Source organism: Novosphingobium sp. 1529 (assembly GCF_040544855.1).
GTDB lineage: Bacteria > Pseudomonadota > Alphaproteobacteria > Sphingomonadales > Sphingomonadaceae > Novosphingobium > Novosphingobium capsulatum.
In genome coordinates this window covers 196,611-211,167 of the sequence record NZ_JBEPKW010000003.1, presented here as the reverse complement: position 1 = coordinate 211,167, position 14,557 = coordinate 196,611, and the positions used below count along the sequence as shown (strand labels likewise).

Genomic DNA, 14,557 nt, shown 5'->3' with positions numbered 1-14,557 from the left:
AAGCCGGGCTGAGAGATGTGGGGGAACAAGACGCGATGCGCCAGGAACACGCCGATACCACTGCCACGGGCAAGGCGCATTTTGCCGTGCTCGACGGGCTGCGCGGCACCGCGGCGATGATGGTGGTGCTGTTCCACATCCAGGGCATCACCGTCTTGTGGCAGGGGGACAAGGTGGTGTTGCACCACGCGCCGCTGGCGGTGGATTTCTTTTTTGCGCTGTCGGGCTTTGTCATCGGCTATGCCTATGATGACCGCTGGCCGCGGATGAGCGTGGGCCAGTTCCTGCGCCTGCGCCTGGTGCGGCTGCATCCGCTGGTGATCCTGGGCGTGCTGCTGGGGTTCGCCAGCTATCTCCTCGATCCCCTGGGCGCGCCGGAACAGGCGATCGCGCTGTCGCGCGTGGTCGTGGCGCTGATCATGGGGCTGGCGCTGATTCCCACCTGGCCTTTGCCCAACCGCTGGACCGATACCCACCCGCTCAACGGCCCGTGCTGGAGCCTGTTGCAGGAATACCTGGGCAACCTGGCCTATGCCCTGGTGCTGCGCCACTGGTCCACGCGCGCGCTGGGTGTACTGGCGGTGATCGGCGGCATGGGGCTGGCCGCCAGTGGCATCGCGCTGGGGTCGCTGGACCAGGGATCGTACTGGGAAACGCTGTGGATGGCGCCGGTGCGCCTGTGCTTCCCCTTTGTCACCGGGCTGTGGCTCTATCGCATGCGCGATCGGCTGCCGCGCATCCGGCTGGGCTGGCCGCTGCTTTCGGCGATCATGGTCGGCGCCATGCTCCTGCCGATCTGGCCAGAGGTGGGCGGCATCAAGCTCAACGGCGTTTACGAGGCGGCTTGCGTCATCCTGCTGTTTCCCGCGATCATCGTGGCCGGCTGCCATTCGGCAGCCGGGCCGATCACCGGTTGGCTGGTGCGCGCCTGCGGAAGGCTGTCATACCCGATCTATATCACCCATTTCCCGTTCCTTTACGTGTGGATGAACTATGTCGCCAAGGCCCACCCCACGCCTGAGAGGATGCTGGTGATCGGCCTGGGCCTGGTGCCATTGCTTGTGGCGGTGGCCTGGCTGGCCGATGTGGCGTGGGACCGGCCGATCCGTGGCTGGCTGAACCGGCAGCTTCGCGCGCGCCAGCACCGCCGGGCGGCATTCAGCGCCACGCCGTGACCTTCATCTGCCGGGCCAATCCGGGTTTACCCGCGTTAATTTGATCGCTACTTAAATTTCGACGGGCGGCGTCTGGCATGGCCAAGACTTTGTCCAAAAATAGGAAAAGTAGGTCAACGCCAGCACCAGCGCGGGTGAGCGCGCACGATCAATCAGACCGGATCGTGCCAGCAGGTGCGAGGCCATGTGGACCAGGAAAAGTGGGAAAACCTTCGATGAACCGAGCCGCCGCCCTGATTGTCGCCCCCTTGCTGGCCCAGCTTTCCACCGCGTCCCTCGCGGCGTCTCCACACCCGTTGGGCGCCGCAGTACCGGCCCGGCAGGCCACACCGCAACAGCCGGTGATCCCGGCCGATGCCGGGCCGGTGTTAACCGTGGGCAAGCAGCGCTTTCGCGATCTCAACCGCAACGGGAGGCTTGATCCTTACGAGGATTGGCGCCTGCCCGTGGCGCGGCGCGTGGCCGATCTGGTCGGGCGGATGACCCTGGCGGAAAAGGCCGGGGCGATGATGCACGGCTCGCTGGTCACGCCCGACAGCGCCGTGGGTACATCCTCGCAAGGCTATGACCGGGTCGCCGCGCAGCAGGCGATCGCGGGCCAGCATATCACCAGCTTCATCACCCGCCTGGCCGTATCGCCCGAGCGCATGGCGCAGGAAAACAACGCGATCCAGGTGCTCGCCGCGCAGACCCGGCTGGGCATCCCGCTGACCATCAGCACCGATCCGCGTCACCATTTCCAGGTGACGGTGGGGGCCAGCGCCGCCACCCAAGGCTATTCGCAATGGCCCGAAACGCTGGGCTTTGCCGCGCTGGGGGATGCCGCCCTGATGCGCCATTTCGGCGATGTGGCGCGCCGCGAATACCGCGCCACCGGCATCCACATGGCGCTTTCGCCCCAGGCAGACCTGTTTACCGACCCGCGCTGGCCGCGTGGCACCGGCACGTTCGGGGCCAATGCCGATCTCGCCCGCGCCATGGTCGAAGCCTATGTCATTGGTTTCCAGGGCAACGCCCACATGCTGGCGCGCGATGGGGTGGCCACCGTGGTCAAGCACTGGGTGGGCTATGGCGCCAATCCGCAAGGGTTTGACGGCCACAACTATTATGGGCGCATGGCGGTGCACGACGATGCCACGCTCAAGACGCATATTCGCCCGTTCCTGGGCGCCTTTGCCGCGGGCGTGGCCGGCGTGATGCCCACCTACGATATCATTTCCGGGCCGCATGTTGCCGGCAAGCCGCTTGAGCCGGTGGCCGCCGGCTACAATGCGCAGCTGCTGGGGATGCTGCGCAAGGACTATGGTTTCAAGGGCCTGATCCTGTCGGACTGGGGCATCACCCGCGATTGCAGCCAGGCCTGTCGCGCGCCGACCGCGCCGCAGACGCCCAACGAGATCGCCATGCCCTGGGGCGTGCAAGACCTGACCCCGGCGCAGCGCTATGCCAAGGCCACGCGCGCCGGGATCGACCAGTTCGGCGGCGTGACCGAGCCGGAATGGGTCATCCGCGACGTTCAGGCCGGCACCATTCCGATCGCCCGCGTCAACGCTGCCGTGGCGCGGATCATGACGCTCAAGTTCGTCATGGGCCTGTTCGACAACCCGCTGGTCGATCCGGCCGCCGCGCGCGATGCGGTGACGCCCACCGCGCTGGCCGAAGGGCGCAAGGCCCAGGCCCAGGCGCAAGTGCTGCTGCGCAACGAAGGCGCCATCCTGCCGCTGGCGGCCGGCACGCGCGTCTATCTCAAAGGCATCGACGCGGCGCAGGCCCGCGCCCATGGCCTGGTGGTGGTGGAGTGCCCGCAAGACGCGCAAGTGGCGCTGATGCGGGCGACCACACCATTCGAGCGGCTGCACCCCAACAACTTCTTCGGCAGCCGCCAGAACGAGGGCCGCCTCGATTTCCGCCCTGGCAACGCCGATTACGATGCCGTAGCGCAAGTGGCGGTCACAGTGCCGGTGGTGCTCGCCGTGTTCCTCGATCGCCCGGCGATCCTCACCGAGATCCTGCCCAAGACCCGCGCCGTGCTGGGCAATTTCGGGGTGAGCGACGAGGGCCTGCTGGATGTGGTGACCGGCAAGGAAACCGCGCGCGGGCGCCTGCCGTTCGAACTGCCGCGCACGATGACGGCGGTGGAACGGCAGAACCCGGCTGTGGGCGATGATAGCGCCGATCCGCTGTTCCCGTTCGGATTTGGCTTGGGCCCGACAAATCCCGGCAATCGGTAATTTGCTATTGAGGCGCAATGGAAAACCGTTCACTTCGTTTCCCGTGCGGCAGGTAGTTGGCGGGGGTGGCACATGCAGAAAATTGCCATCGCATTGCTGCTCGGCTTGGTGTGTGGTTGTACAAAGCAACATAACCCGCCGCCGCGGCCGCCGAGAAACACACTGGATTTATTGTCTCAAGAGGATGCCGAGTTTGTACGGTCGCAGCTGAGGCTAATCGGACCCAACGCTGTAAAGGATTTTGAGTCTCCAGGATATCGAGAGTCCAAGTTGATTTTGCAAAAGCAAATCTTGGACAGTCGATCCTGCGTTGATGAATTTAAGAGAATGTATGCTGTTCGTGAAGTTCAGTCGGCAATTTCGCGTAATGATCTCCGTCTCTTCAAAGTTAGAAGTAACGGGTATACATTCACTTATTATGTCCCAGGTGCAAACAAATGCAGCTTTAGTTTTGATGGCTCTGACGCTGATCGAATCAGAGATTTATGGAACCCAAGCTTTGGCGATGATCAGCATTATGAGATAATTGATGAATGCGATGCCGCCATGAAAAAATACGCCGCCCAATACAACCAAATCATGTTGGCTATGGCGCCGCAGTCGCTGGAATTATCGTGTGGCGGTTCGAATCATCAAAATTGAGGCTGTAATGTAGGATTTGGTGATCGCTTCCCTATCTGGCAGTGGTACCACCCACGGGCCGATCGCGTGGTGACGCCGGCTGGACCGAGCGAACCGACTGGGCGTCCCGCCATTGGCGGAAAGCCCAGTCGTGTTTTTCATTCCTGCGGCAGGATCAGATACTTGGCGCCCGTCGCGCGGCGGTTGTAGTCGGCCACCACGTCGGCATCGAGCACGCGCGAGAGCGGCACCTGCGCCTTGTAGCTGGAGGCGAACAGCGTGGTCAGGTCCTGGCCGACGCGGGCCGTCATGCGGGCGCGCACCTCTGGCCCCAGGGCTTCCATCGTCGGGCCGAGCAGCCAGCCCGAAACATCCCAGACAAAACCGATGTCGCGCGGCAGGGTGATCGGCCCGGTATCGAGCATGCCATAGACATAGGCGCGCTTCTTGGCGGTGGAGCCATAGCGCGAATAGGCGCCGGCTGCTGCCCGGCCGACCTGTTCCATGGTGGAGAGGATGGTGCCCAGCAGCGGGCCGCCGCCGATGGCGTCGAACACCGTGTCGGCACCGGTTGCTTCCAGGGCCTGGCGCAGGTCGGCCGCGAAATCGGGGCTGGAGCTGTCAACCACGTGGGCCGCGCCGAGGCCGCGCAGCAGATCGGCCTGTTCGGGCTTGCGCACCACGTTGACCAGCGGCACGCCTTCGGCCGCGCACAGGCGCACCAGCATCTGCCCGAGGTTGGACGCGGCCGCGGTGTGGACGATGCCCTTGCCGCCCACGGCGCGCAGGGTTTCGACAAAGCCCAGCGCGGTCAACGGGTTGACGAAAGCCGCCGCGCCATCCTGGGCGCTCGTGCCTTCGGGCAGGACCATGCACGCCTCGATCGGGACAACGCGATGGCGGGCATACATGCCACCGGCAAAGGTCGCCACGCGGCGTCCGATCAGGGCCTGCGCGCGCGGGCTGCTGCCCGCCGCAATCACCGTGCCTGCGCCTTCGTTGCCCACCGGCATGACTTCGCCCAGGCGGCCCGACAGCGCGGCCAGGCCGGCCGGCGAGAGCGGGGCTTCCACCCGGCCGGGGGCAAACGTTGCCTGGTCGACGCGGGCAGAGCTGAACAGCAGGCCCAGGTCAGACGGGTTGATCGGCGCGGCCTCCACCGCGATCACCAGTTCGTTCTCGGCCGGTTCGGGCAGGGGCATTTCGGTGAGCGCGGCGATGATCTTGCCGTCTTCGTGCGCCTGGCTGGTCAGGACGAGGGTGGTTTGCGGTTGCATGGCGTTGGTGTTTCCGTTTTGTCAGCGGGCCCTGCTACATGGGATCGGCCAACGGCGCTTGCAACCGCCGGTCAGCCCAGCTTGCGCAGCGGATCGCTGCCATCCCAATCGCGCGCGGCCTCGCGCATCATGGCAAACAGCCCAGCGCCACCTTCCATCAGCTTGACATATTCGATCACGCCGCCAGGCCCGGCGCCGGCATCGGCATAGATCACCCCGCCGGTTTCGCCCACCTTGCCTTCGATCAGGATGGTGGCGCCGGCCTGTGCGAGCGCGGCGCGCACCGGTTCCAGATCATCCACCTCGACACACACATGGTGCAGCCGGTCGGTCACGGCATAGGGGCCGGTATAGATCGACGGCGCATCGTTTTCGGCGCGGATCAGTTCGATCTGCATGTCGCCCCAATAGCCCCAGGCGGCCGAAAAGCGCGCGTCGCTCGGCTCGCCCAGATAGGTCATGTCGGTCAGCGTGATGCCTTCCATCAGGAAGAACGGACCGGCGCCGACCACCCTGGTCCAATAGTCGATCGCCGCATCGAAATCGGCGGGCAGGTAGGCCATCTGGAAGATCGGGCCAAACTGGGTGAGGGGGCCGCGCTGGGACATGGTATGCTCCGTGAAACTATCAGGCAAACAGGCGCTCGGGCGCTTCGAGCAGGCCCTTGAGCGTGGCGAGGAACGCGGCGGCCGCGGCGCCATCGACGGCGCGATGATCGACCGACAGCGTCAGCGCCAGCCGCGTTTCAAAGCCCACGGCGCCGCCCGGCAACTCGCATGGGGTGCGGGCTGCCGCACCCGCCGCCAGGATCGCGGCCTGGGGCGGATTGATGATCGCGGCAAACTCTTCCACCCCGAACATCCCCAGGTTGGAGATGGAAAAGGTGCCGCCTTCCATGTCGTCATAACCGAGCTTGCCGGCCTGCGCCTTGTCAATCAGGGCACGGGTGGCTGCCGCGATGCCGGGCATGCCCAGGCGATCGGCCTGGCGCACGATCGGGGTGACCAGGCCCTTGGGGCTGGCCACGGCAATGGCGATATCGGCATGGGCAAAGCGGTGGACGCTGTCCCCGTGCACCTGCACGTTGACATCGCCGTGCTGGGCCAAGGCAAGCGCGGCGGCGCGCACCAGGTAATCGTTGATCGAGGCCTTGATGCCCAAGACCAGATTGGCCGTCTGGCGCAGGGCGAGCAGTTCATCCAGCCGCGCGCTGGTGCACAGGTAGAAGTGCGGAATGTCCTGCTTGGCCTGGGTTAGCCGCTGCGCCACCACCCTGCGCACCCGGTCGAACGGCACGACCGTGGGCAGGTTGGGCACCGCAACGAATGGCGCCGTGCCGGCGGGCGCGGCGGCAGGCGAGGGCACCAGGGCCAGCACGTCAGCCTTGGAAATACGCCCGCGCGGGCCGGTGCCGGTGATGCCGGCCAGGGCAATACCGTGCCGCGCGGCGAGGCGCCGGGCGAGGGGAGAGGCAAATACCTTGGCCCCATCGGCCAGCTCGTCCTGCGGCGCGGGCAGCGCGCCCGCCAGGGCAGGCGTGGCCGCCGGGCGCAGCGCCTGCTGCACGTCTTGCAGGGTGATGCGGCCATCGCGACCCGAACCGGTGATCGGCTCGATATCCAGGCCGCTCGCCTCGGCCAGCTTGCGCGCCTCGGGACTGATCGCGCGGTTGGTGAGCAAGGGCTTTGGCGCGGGCGGAGCCGATGCAGGCGCAGGCGTTGCTTCTGGCGCCGGCGCACTGCCGCCGCGCGCCGCGACGCTGGCATCGGCGGGGCGGAAGCCGGCGATGAACGCGTCGATATCAGCATCGCTGGTGCCCGGCTGGGCCAGCACTGCCAGCAGCGCGCCCACCGGCTGCGCGTCACCGCCGGCCGGGACCAGCACGCGGGCGAGCACGCCGTCCCATTCGGCTTCAACCTCGTTGGTGATCTTGGCGGTTTCGATCAGGCACAGCAACTGGCCGCGGGAAAAGCTCGCGCCTTCCTCCAGCTTCCATTCGGCGAGGGTTCCCTCGGTCATTTCGATGCCCCACTTGGGCATGCAGAAAGGGCGGATGTCGGGCATCGCTCTCTCCTTCAGCGCCAGGCCAGGACGCGGCGCACGGCCGCCTCGATCTTGTCGACCGAGGGCAGGTACGCGCTTTCCAGCTCGCGCGCGAACGGGATGGGAGTGTGCGGCGGCGTCACCTGCTGCGGCGGCGCCTTGAGGCTGGAAAACGCCTTTTCCGCCACCAGCGCGCACAAGTCTGCAGCCAGGCCGCAGCGCGGCGGCGCTTCATCGACCACGACCACTCGCCCGGTCACTTCCACGCTGTCGAGAATGGTTTCCTCGTCCAGCGGGCTGGTGGTGCGCAGGTCGATCACATCGCAGCCGATCCCCTCGGCGGCCAGGCGATCGGCCACGGCCTCGCACATGCCGAGCAGCAGGCCGGACGATACCAGCGTCACATCGCCACCGGCGCGGGAGAGGCGCGCGTGGCCGAACGGGATCATGAAATCCGGGTCATCGGGCACTTCGCCGCTGGTGGCATAGAGCGCCTTGTGTTCCAGGAAGATCACCGGATCATCATCGCGGATCGCGGTGCGCAAAAGGCCTTTCACGTCGGCCGGAGTGGAGGGCATCACCACCTTGAGGCCGGGCATCCCGGTCAGGATATGGTGGACCGACTGGCTGTGCTGCGCGGCGGCGTTGAACCCGGCGCCATAGGCCATGCGGATCACCGCGGGGCACCGCGTCTTGCCGCCGAACATATAGCGGAACTTGGCGATCTGGTTCCACAGCTGGTCAAGGCTGACGCCGATGAAATCGGCAAACATCAGTTCGGCCACCGGCCGCTTGCCCGACAGCGCCAAGCCCGCCGCAGCGCCCATGATCGCACTTTCCGAAATCGGCGTGTCGATCACCCGGCCGGGCCCAAAGCGATCATATAGCCCGGTGGAGGTGGACCAGATCCCGCCAATCGCCTCGGGCCCGCCGGCCGTGCCCATGCCGCCCACTACGTCTTCGCCCAGCACGACCACATCGGGGTCGCGTGCCATTTCCTCCATGATCGTGGAGAGCACGGCGTCGCGGTACATCATCTTGGTCATCGTTGCGTCTCTTCCCGCGATCAGTAGCTGATGTAGACGTCGGCCAGGACATCGTCGGCCGTGGGGCGCGGCGCCGCACGCGCGGCGGCCACGGCTGCCTCGATCGTGTCCAGCACCTGCGCGTCGAGCGCGTCGATATCGGCATGGTCGAGCAGGCCGGCGGCGGTCACCGCGTTGCGAAACCGCGTGAGGCAGTCGCGCTCGGCGCGGATGCGCTCGATCTCGCCCGGGCCGCGATAGCGCTGTGGATCGCCCTCGAAATGGCCGAAGAAGCGTTCGGTATCGAACTCTACCGCAGCCGGGCCGCCGCCGCCGCGCACGTGGTCCAGCACCTCGCGCATGGTCTCGTGCACGGCAAAGAAATCGGTGCCATCGGCGCGCCAGGCCTTCATGCCAAACGCTTCGGCGCGGCTGGCAATGTCGCGATTGGTGCCCACAGCATAGGAAACGCCGGTGTGTTCGGAATAGTGGTTGTTTTCGAACACGAAAATGCACGGTGCCTGGGTCACCACGGCCAGGTTCATCGCCTCGAACGTAGTGCCCTGGTTGCAGGCGCCATCGCCGGAAAAGGCGATCGCCACTTTCATGCCATCGGGTCCGGGTCCATCGGCCCGGCTGGCCAGCGCCGCGCCCACCGCGATCGGCGCGCCGGCGCCGACGATGCCATTGGCGCCCAGCATGCCCTTGTCGATGTCGGCAATATGCATCGATCCGCCCTTGCCCTTGCACAGGCCCTCGCGGCTGCCCCAGATCTCTTTCATCATCCCGTCCACGTCACAGCCTTTGGCCAGGCAATGGCCATGGCCACGGTGGGTGGAAACGATCCGGTCCTGCGTGCCGAGATGCTCGCACACCCCCACGGCCACGGCTTCCTGCCCGCAATAGAGGTGGGTGAAACCGGCGATCTCGCCGGTCTGGATTTCGACGTGCAGCCTTTCCTCGAACTCGCGGATGGTCTTCATCGCGCGATAGGCGTTCAGCAGGGCTTCGCGGCTCAATTGCATTCCCTAACTCCCGACGGATTCTGTTCTGGCTGACTGTGGTTTAAAGATGCAGCACGGTCTTGGCGATGATGCCCGCCTGCACTTCGTTGGTGCCGCCAAAGATGGTCCAGGCGCGGCTGTTGAGATAGCGGGCGGCGGCAACCTGGCTGGGCAGGCCATGCACCGCCTGCGGCGCCTGCGCGCCATAGAGCGGGCGCTGCCGTTCCAGTTCCAGCCCCGCCACGCCCAGCAGGTCCATCGCCAGCAGGTCGATATCCTGCCGCAGATTGGACGCGAGCAGCTTGACCAGCGAGGTCTGCGGCCCCGGCTTTTGCCCGTGGGCGATTTCGGACAGGATCTTCAATTCGATCATTTCCAGCGATTCCACCCCCAGGCGGATGCGCGCCACGCGGCGGCGCCATTCGGCATTGCCGGCCATGGTGCCCCCATGGCCATCGGGCTGGGCAGTGGCATCGGCTTCGATCCGGCGCAGGTCATAGGCCAGCTTGGGCGCGTGGCACGATCCGCCGCGTTCGTTTTCGAGCAGGAACTTGGCGAGCTTCCAGCCGTCGCCTTCGGCCCCGACGCGGTCGCTCACCGGCACTTCCACGTCTTCCAGGAACACCTGGTTGACCTCGTGATCGCCTGCCAGGGTCAGGATCGGGCGCACCGAAATGCCGGGCTGGTTCATGTCCACCAGCAGGAACGAGATGCCGGCATTCTTGTGCGCGCTGGCATCGGTGCGCGCCAGGCAGAACATGCGGTTGGCCCAGTGGGCGTGGGTGGTCCAGATCTTGGAGCCGTTGACGACATAGCGCTCGCCGCGTTCGTCGCTGACGCGCACCGCGCGGCATTGCAGGCTGGCGAGGTCCGATCCGCTGGCCGGCTCGGAAAAGCCCTGGCACCAATAGTCTTCGCCCGAGAGGATGCGCGGCAGGTAGTGCGCCTTCTGTTCGGGCGTGCCGAAGGCATAGATCACCGGCGCCACCAGCTTCAATCCCAGCACGGTAAGATTGGGCGCGCCGGCCTCGGCACATTCCTTTTCAAAGATATAGCGCTGCACCGGGCTCCACCCCGTGCCGCCATATTCGCGCGGCCATTGATAGGCGAGCCAACCCTTGCGGTGCAGCACCGCGTTCCATGCCTGGCCAATCTCGGGTTCGACGAAGACCGATGGCGTTGCCGCCGCACCATCGCGGATTTCGGCAGTGAGGTTTTCGGCCAGGAACGCGCGCACTTCGTCGCGGAAGGCCAGGTCTTGGGGAGAGAGATCGAGGTCCATAAGGGGCTATTTCTGAAGAATGGTGACGGCCGAAACACCGGGCGCGCCATAGACGTGGCTGTAGGCCGTGCGCGGATTGCCGGGCACTTGGCGGCCGCCGCCGGCACCCCGCAGTTGCACGACGTTTTCATAGACCTGGCGCAGGCCCGAAGCACCGATCGGCTCGCCACAGGCCAGACAGCCGCCATCGGTGTTGACCGGCAGCGCGCCGCCGATCTGCGTGCGTCCTTGGGCCAGCCAGGCTTCCTGCTCGCCGTCGGCGCAAAAGCCGTTTTCGGCCATGTGCATGATTTCCGCGCCGGCTTCAGTATCCTGCAATTGCGCCACGGCAATATCGGCCGGGCCGATGCCCGCCGCCTCGAACGCGGCGGCAGAGGCCAGTCGCGTGGCGGTGGCCGTGCCGCCGCCGCTGTCGATGCTGGGGGCAAAGACCTCGAAACTGCCGGGTGGGCGGGTGCGCATCGTGGCGGCGGCCAGGCGGATCGGCGTGGCGCCCAGCCGGCGGGTCATGCGCTCGCTCGCCAGAACCAGTGCCACTGCGCCTTCGCCTGGCGAGCAGAACATGAACTTGGTGAACGGGTCAGAGACCATCGGCGCATCGAGAATGGTGTCGAGCGCCACCGGCTCGCGCCGCCAGGCGTGCGGGGCGTGCACGCCGTTGGCAAAGGCCTTTTGCGCCACCAGCCCCAGCGTGCGGCGCGAAATGCCGTGCAGGTGCATGTAGCGCATGATCTTGGCGGCAAAGAACTGCGTGGTGACCATGTAGCCGGCCGCGCCATACCATTCGGGCAGGTTGTATTCGGCCGGCTTGGCATCGAAGGCGCCGCGCGGGTGCTTGTCGAAACCCAGCGCCAGGCCCAGCTCGAACTCGCCCGAACGGATCGCCATCTGCGCGGAAAACAGTGCCGAACCGCCGGTGGCGCAGCCATTGCGCACATTGATGAACTGCACGCCGGTCAACCCCAGGTGCGATACCATGCTGTCAGGATTGCCTGCCGCGTCCGATCCGCCATAGGCAAACTGGATATCGCCCCAGTTGACCCCGGCATCGGCCAGCGCCGCGCGCACAGCGTGCACGCCTTGTTCCAGCCCGGATAGCCCCGGCGTGCGGCCGAACGGGTGGATGCCGATGCCCACGATATGCACGCCCGCGCTCATGCTGCGTTCTCCGCCAAGGGGGCCTCTGCCGGGGCAAAGGCGGGCAGCCACAGCGGATCGTCGGCGCTGTCATCCAGCGCCACACGGGTGAGTTGCAGCGGCATGCCGATGCGGATGGCATCAAACGCCATGCCCACCAGGCGCGCCTGCACGATCACTTCGCCCGGCAGATCGACATAGCCCAGCGCCCAGGGTTCGAACGCGACCGGCCCGGCATAGGGCGGCGCCTTGGGGGCAAAGCGCTGGATGGTATAGGACCACAGCGTGCCCTGGGTGCCGAGCGCAACGGTATCGAAATCGCTGGTGCCGGGATGGGGGAAGACGATGCGCCCGGCGTCTGGCCGCTCTGCCCGTGCGCGCCCGCCCATCAGCCGCAAGGGCGCATCGGGCATGAACAGGGCAGCGGCTTGGGCCAAGGTCTTCCTCTTCCATATCAGGCGCGGAACCATTGGCGATTCCGCTGTTCCCGATAAAGCGCGCCCGCCCCCCTCATGGCGACTCTTCAAAACGCTAGGCCTGCACAAAAGACGGGCTGGTGCCTGGCGGTTGCACGCGCACGGCAAGGCGCCCCTGCCCGTTGGGAGAGGCGCCTGGTGCCGCCAATGCTGCGGCCATGCTGCGCGGGATCACTTCTGCAGCGAGATGTAGCCAAGCTGGGCTGCCTTGAACACGGTCTGGCTGCGGTTGACCGCGTCCAGCTTGATCGAGGCGTTGTGGATGTGGAACCGTACCGTGGCGCGGCTGCGCCCGATGATCATGCTGATTTCCAGGTCGGTCTTGCCGATCGCGGCCCAGCGCAGGCACTCGACCTCGCGCTTGGACAGGCGCGATCCGGGCGGCAGCGCCTGGGCCGAGCCCATCGTGTTGACATAGCTGGTGATGAATGTGCGCCCGACCAACCCGAAGATATCGCCATAGCGCGCAAACAATGCGCCCAGGTCGGTCAGCGACTGGTCCAGCGGGTTGAACGACACCGCGCCGATCTGGCCGAACGGCAGGTGCACCGGCACGACAATCGCCGCACGGGTCATCGCGCGGGCTTCAAAGTTGGTCAGGTCGATTGCCGCCAGATAGCGGTTGGGCGCGCGGGTGTGGCAGCCCTTTTCATTTACCCAGAACGGTTCGGCTTCAAAGCGGCAGGCGGTGGTGATCGGCGAATCGAGCGCAATGCGCGGATTGTGCCACCAGGCCTTTTCGCTGGTCCACCCGAACACGTCGCGCGCGAGCACGTTGCCATCCACATCCATCGGCGTGCGCTTGTCGGCGATGTTGTGCGCGGGCGCGGCCTGCATGCCGCAATTGCGGGCAATGGCATCAAGCGCCTGGGCGGCGCGGCGAATCTCGTCGGGCGCCGTTATGCGAACGGCATCAACCCATTCCAGGCTAGGGGCATCCATCTCCAGGACCATCTGCTTGTGCCTTCTTTTGAGCGGGCGTTGGCGGCCATCCTAACCTTTTTCGCAGCGTGGTTGGCCTGTCGGTAGTGCTAGATCGAACCGGGAGGGAGCAACACCCATGAATTTTGAGCTGAGCGAAGAAGAAACCATGCTCGCGGGCCTGGCCGACCGGTTCGTGGCCGATCGCTATGATATCGAGCGGCGCCGCGCCTACCTGGCCGAGGCGCAGGGTTTCTCTAAGGAAAACTGGGATTTGCTCGCCGAGTGCGGGCTGATGGCAGCGCCCCTGGCGCAAGCCGATGGCGGCATGGAGCTTGAGCCGGGCGCGATCGTGGCGCTGTTTGCCGCATTGGGGCGCGGCCTGGTGGTAGAGCCGCTGGCCGAAAGCGTGTTGGTGGGCGCGCGGCTGTTGCTGGCCGGTGCGGCCGACAGCCTGGCCGATGCCTGGCGCGAGGGACTGGCGAGCGGGGCGCAGCGCGTGGCCCTGGCCCATGCCGAGCCGGGGCAGCGCGGCAACCGCGCCTGGGTGGAAACCCGCAGCCAGGCAGGGGCAGAGGGCGTGCGTCTGACTGGCGTGAAGCACTGCGTGCCAGCCGGGCAGGGCGCCGACGCGTTTCTGGTGAGCGCGCGCGCCAATGATGGCGGCACTGGCGCCGATGGCATCGCGTTCTACCTCGTGTCCGCCGATGCGCCGGGCCTGACGATCACCCCCTGGCGCTTGATCGACGGCAGCGTGGCGGTGCACCTGACGCTCGATAACGTGGTAGTGCCAGCGTCGCATCGCCTGGCGGGCGGGCTGGATCTGCTCGACCAGATCATGCCGCTGGCCGATCTGGCCCGCGCGGCAGAGGCGGTGGGGGTGATGCAGCGGATTTTTGACGAGACGCTGGAATACCTGCGCACGCGCAGCCAGTTCAACACGCCGCTGGGCCGCTTCCAGGCGATCCAGCACCGCATGGTGGCGCACTATTGCGCGCTCGAGCAATCGCGCGCGCTGCTCAACCTGGCGCTGGTCGGCGGGGCAGAGCGCGATTTCGCCCAGGCCGTGGCCGGCGCCCGCGCCTTTATCAGCGATGTGTCGCTGAGCCTGGGGCACGACATGATCCAGTTCCACGGCGGCATGGGCGTGACCGATGAACTGGCGATCGGCCACGGGCACAAGCGGCTGGTCCTGCTCTCGCGCTGGCCGGAAGAGCCGCTGGCCAAGCTCGATCGCTATGCCGGGCTGGCAGCCTGATCCGGCACTGGCCCACCCCGGGCGGCGCAAGCCTTCGCCACACATTGAAAAATTGCATCAGGGGGATATTCGGCGCCGATCCGGCAGGATAAGAGCATGCGCGCGGA

The 14,557-nt window shown here is 66.3% G+C and carries 13 protein-coding genes; 4 read left to right on the top strand and 9 right to left on the bottom strand.

Translation table 11 applies throughout. From position 1 onward, the window contains the following. The first annotated feature begins 35 nt into the window (after nt 1-35). The 3 genes from ABIC78_RS08920 (at nt 36) to ABIC78_RS08910 (ending at nt 4,048) form a co-directional block, all read left to right on the top strand. A complete protein-coding gene (locus ABIC78_RS08920) occupies nt 36-1,175 on the top strand; it encodes an acyltransferase family protein (RefSeq protein WP_354489069.1) in 1,140 nt (379 codons plus the stop codon). 215 nt (nt 1,176-1,390) lie between these two features. Beyond that, nucleotides 1,391-3,406 carry a glycoside hydrolase family 3 protein gene (locus ABIC78_RS08915; protein ID WP_354489067.1) on the top strand — a complete coding sequence of 672 codons (2,016 nt, stop codon included), beginning with the start codon at nt 1,391-1,393 and terminating at the stop codon, nt 3,404-3,406. Between the two features lie 72 nt (nt 3,407-3,478). Continuing rightward, nucleotides 3,479-4,048 carry a hypothetical protein gene (locus tag ABIC78_RS08910; protein ID WP_354489065.1) on the top strand — a complete coding sequence of 190 codons (570 nt, stop codon included), beginning with the start codon at nt 3,479-3,481 and terminating at the stop codon, nt 4,046-4,048. A gap of 137 nt (nt 4,049-4,185) precedes the next feature. Here the strand turns inward: ABIC78_RS08910 and ABIC78_RS08905 are convergent, their stop codons facing one another. From ABIC78_RS08905 to ABIC78_RS08865, 9 genes are all read right to left on the bottom strand, one after another. After that, nucleotides 4,186-5,304, bottom strand: coding sequence for a zinc-binding dehydrogenase (locus tag ABIC78_RS08905; protein ID WP_169048645.1), 1,119 nt, complete (start codon nt 5,302-5,304; stop codon nt 4,186-4,188). Nucleotides 5,305-5,375: 71 nt separating this feature from the next. Next, nucleotides 5,376-5,912 carry a VOC family protein gene (locus ABIC78_RS08900; RefSeq protein WP_171793390.1) on the bottom strand — a complete coding sequence of 179 codons (537 nt, stop codon included), beginning with the start codon at nt 5,910-5,912 and terminating at the stop codon, nt 5,376-5,378. 19 nt (nt 5,913-5,931) lie between these two features. Continuing rightward, a complete protein-coding gene (locus ABIC78_RS08895; protein WP_354489063.1) occupies nt 5,932-7,368 on the bottom strand; it encodes a 2-oxo acid dehydrogenase subunit E2 in 1,437 nt (478 codons plus the stop codon). 11 nt (nt 7,369-7,379) lie between these two features. Beyond that, nucleotides 7,380-8,393 (bottom strand): alpha-ketoacid dehydrogenase subunit beta, encoded by a 1,014-nt coding sequence (locus ABIC78_RS08890; RefSeq protein WP_169048643.1) that lies wholly within the window; start codon nt 8,391-8,393, stop codon nt 7,380-7,382. Between the two features lie 20 nt (nt 8,394-8,413). Next, nucleotides 8,414-9,397: a thiamine pyrophosphate-dependent dehydrogenase E1 component subunit alpha gene (locus ABIC78_RS08885; RefSeq protein WP_022677759.1), complete on the bottom strand. Its 984-nt coding sequence runs from the start codon at nt 9,395-9,397 to the stop codon at nt 8,414-8,416. 40 nt (nt 9,398-9,437) lie between these two features. Further along, the gene (locus ABIC78_RS08880) at nt 9,438-10,658 is read right to left on the bottom strand and encodes an acyl-CoA dehydrogenase family protein (RefSeq protein ID WP_107715349.1); all 1,221 of its coding nucleotides are present in this window, start codon (nt 10,656-10,658) and stop codon (nt 9,438-9,440) included. A 6-nt stretch (nt 10,659-10,664) separates the two neighbouring features. After that, nucleotides 10,665-11,816, bottom strand: a complete 1,152-nt coding sequence (locus tag ABIC78_RS08875; protein WP_354489060.1) for a thiolase family protein — start codon at nt 11,814-11,816, stop codon at nt 10,665-10,667. Continuing rightward, on the bottom strand, nt 11,813-12,232 hold the full coding sequence (locus tag ABIC78_RS08870; RefSeq protein WP_354489058.1) for a Zn-ribbon domain-containing OB-fold protein: 420 nt from the start codon (nt 12,230-12,232) through the stop codon (nt 11,813-11,815). Before ABIC78_RS08870 ends, ABIC78_RS08875 begins: the two co-directional genes overlap by 4 nt. Nucleotides 12,233-12,442: 210 nt before the next feature. Continuing rightward, complete coding sequence (locus ABIC78_RS08865; RefSeq protein WP_028658247.1) at nt 12,443-13,213, bottom strand: helix-turn-helix transcriptional regulator; 771 nt, start codon at nt 13,211-13,213, stop codon at nt 12,443-12,445. Nucleotides 13,214-13,331: 118 nt separating this feature from the next. Here ABIC78_RS08865 and ABIC78_RS08860 point away from each other — a divergent pair, with 118 nt between their 5' ends. Next, nucleotides 13,332-14,450: an acyl-CoA dehydrogenase family protein gene (locus tag ABIC78_RS08860; RefSeq protein WP_309805910.1), complete on the top strand. Its 1,119-nt coding sequence runs from the start codon at nt 13,332-13,334 to the stop codon at nt 14,448-14,450. The last annotated feature ends 107 nt before the right edge of the window (nt 14,451-14,557 follow it).

Coding starts and splice junctions, on each gene's coding strand:
- ABIC78_RS08920 (WP_354489069.1), top strand. CDS start 36: ATGCGCCAGGAACACGCCGATACCACTGCCACGGGCAAGGCGCATTTT.
- ABIC78_RS08915 (WP_354489067.1), top strand. CDS start 1,391: ATGAACCGAGCCGCCGCCCTGATTGTCGCCCCCTTGCTGGCCCAGCTT.
- ABIC78_RS08910 (WP_354489065.1), top strand. CDS start 3,479: ATGCAGAAAATTGCCATCGCATTGCTGCTCGGCTTGGTGTGTGGTTGT.
- ABIC78_RS08905 (WP_169048645.1), bottom strand. CDS start 5,304: ATGCAACCGCAAACCACCCTCGTCCTGACCAGCCAGGCGCACGAAGAC.
- ABIC78_RS08900 (WP_171793390.1), bottom strand. CDS start 5,912: ATGTCCCAGCGCGGCCCCCTCACCCAGTTTGGCCCGATCTTCCAGATG.
- ABIC78_RS08895 (WP_354489063.1), bottom strand. CDS start 7,368: ATGCCCGACATCCGCCCTTTCTGCATGCCCAAGTGGGGCATCGAAATG.
- ABIC78_RS08890 (WP_169048643.1), bottom strand. CDS start 8,393: ATGACCAAGATGATGTACCGCGACGCCGTGCTCTCCACGATCATGGAG.
- ABIC78_RS08885 (WP_022677759.1), bottom strand. CDS start 9,397: ATGCAATTGAGCCGCGAAGCCCTGCTGAACGCCTATCGCGCGATGAAG.
- ABIC78_RS08880 (WP_107715349.1), bottom strand. CDS start 10,658: ATGGACCTCGATCTCTCTCCCCAAGACCTGGCCTTCCGCGACGAAGTG.
- ABIC78_RS08875 (WP_354489060.1), bottom strand. CDS start 11,816: ATGAGCGCGGGCGTGCATATCGTGGGCATCGGCATCCACCCGTTCGGC.
- ABIC78_RS08865 (WP_028658247.1), bottom strand. CDS start 13,213: ATGGATGCCCCTAGCCTGGAATGGGTTGATGCCGTTCGCATAACGGCG.
- ABIC78_RS08860 (WP_309805910.1), top strand. CDS start 13,332: ATGAATTTTGAGCTGAGCGAAGAAGAAACCATGCTCGCGGGCCTGGCC.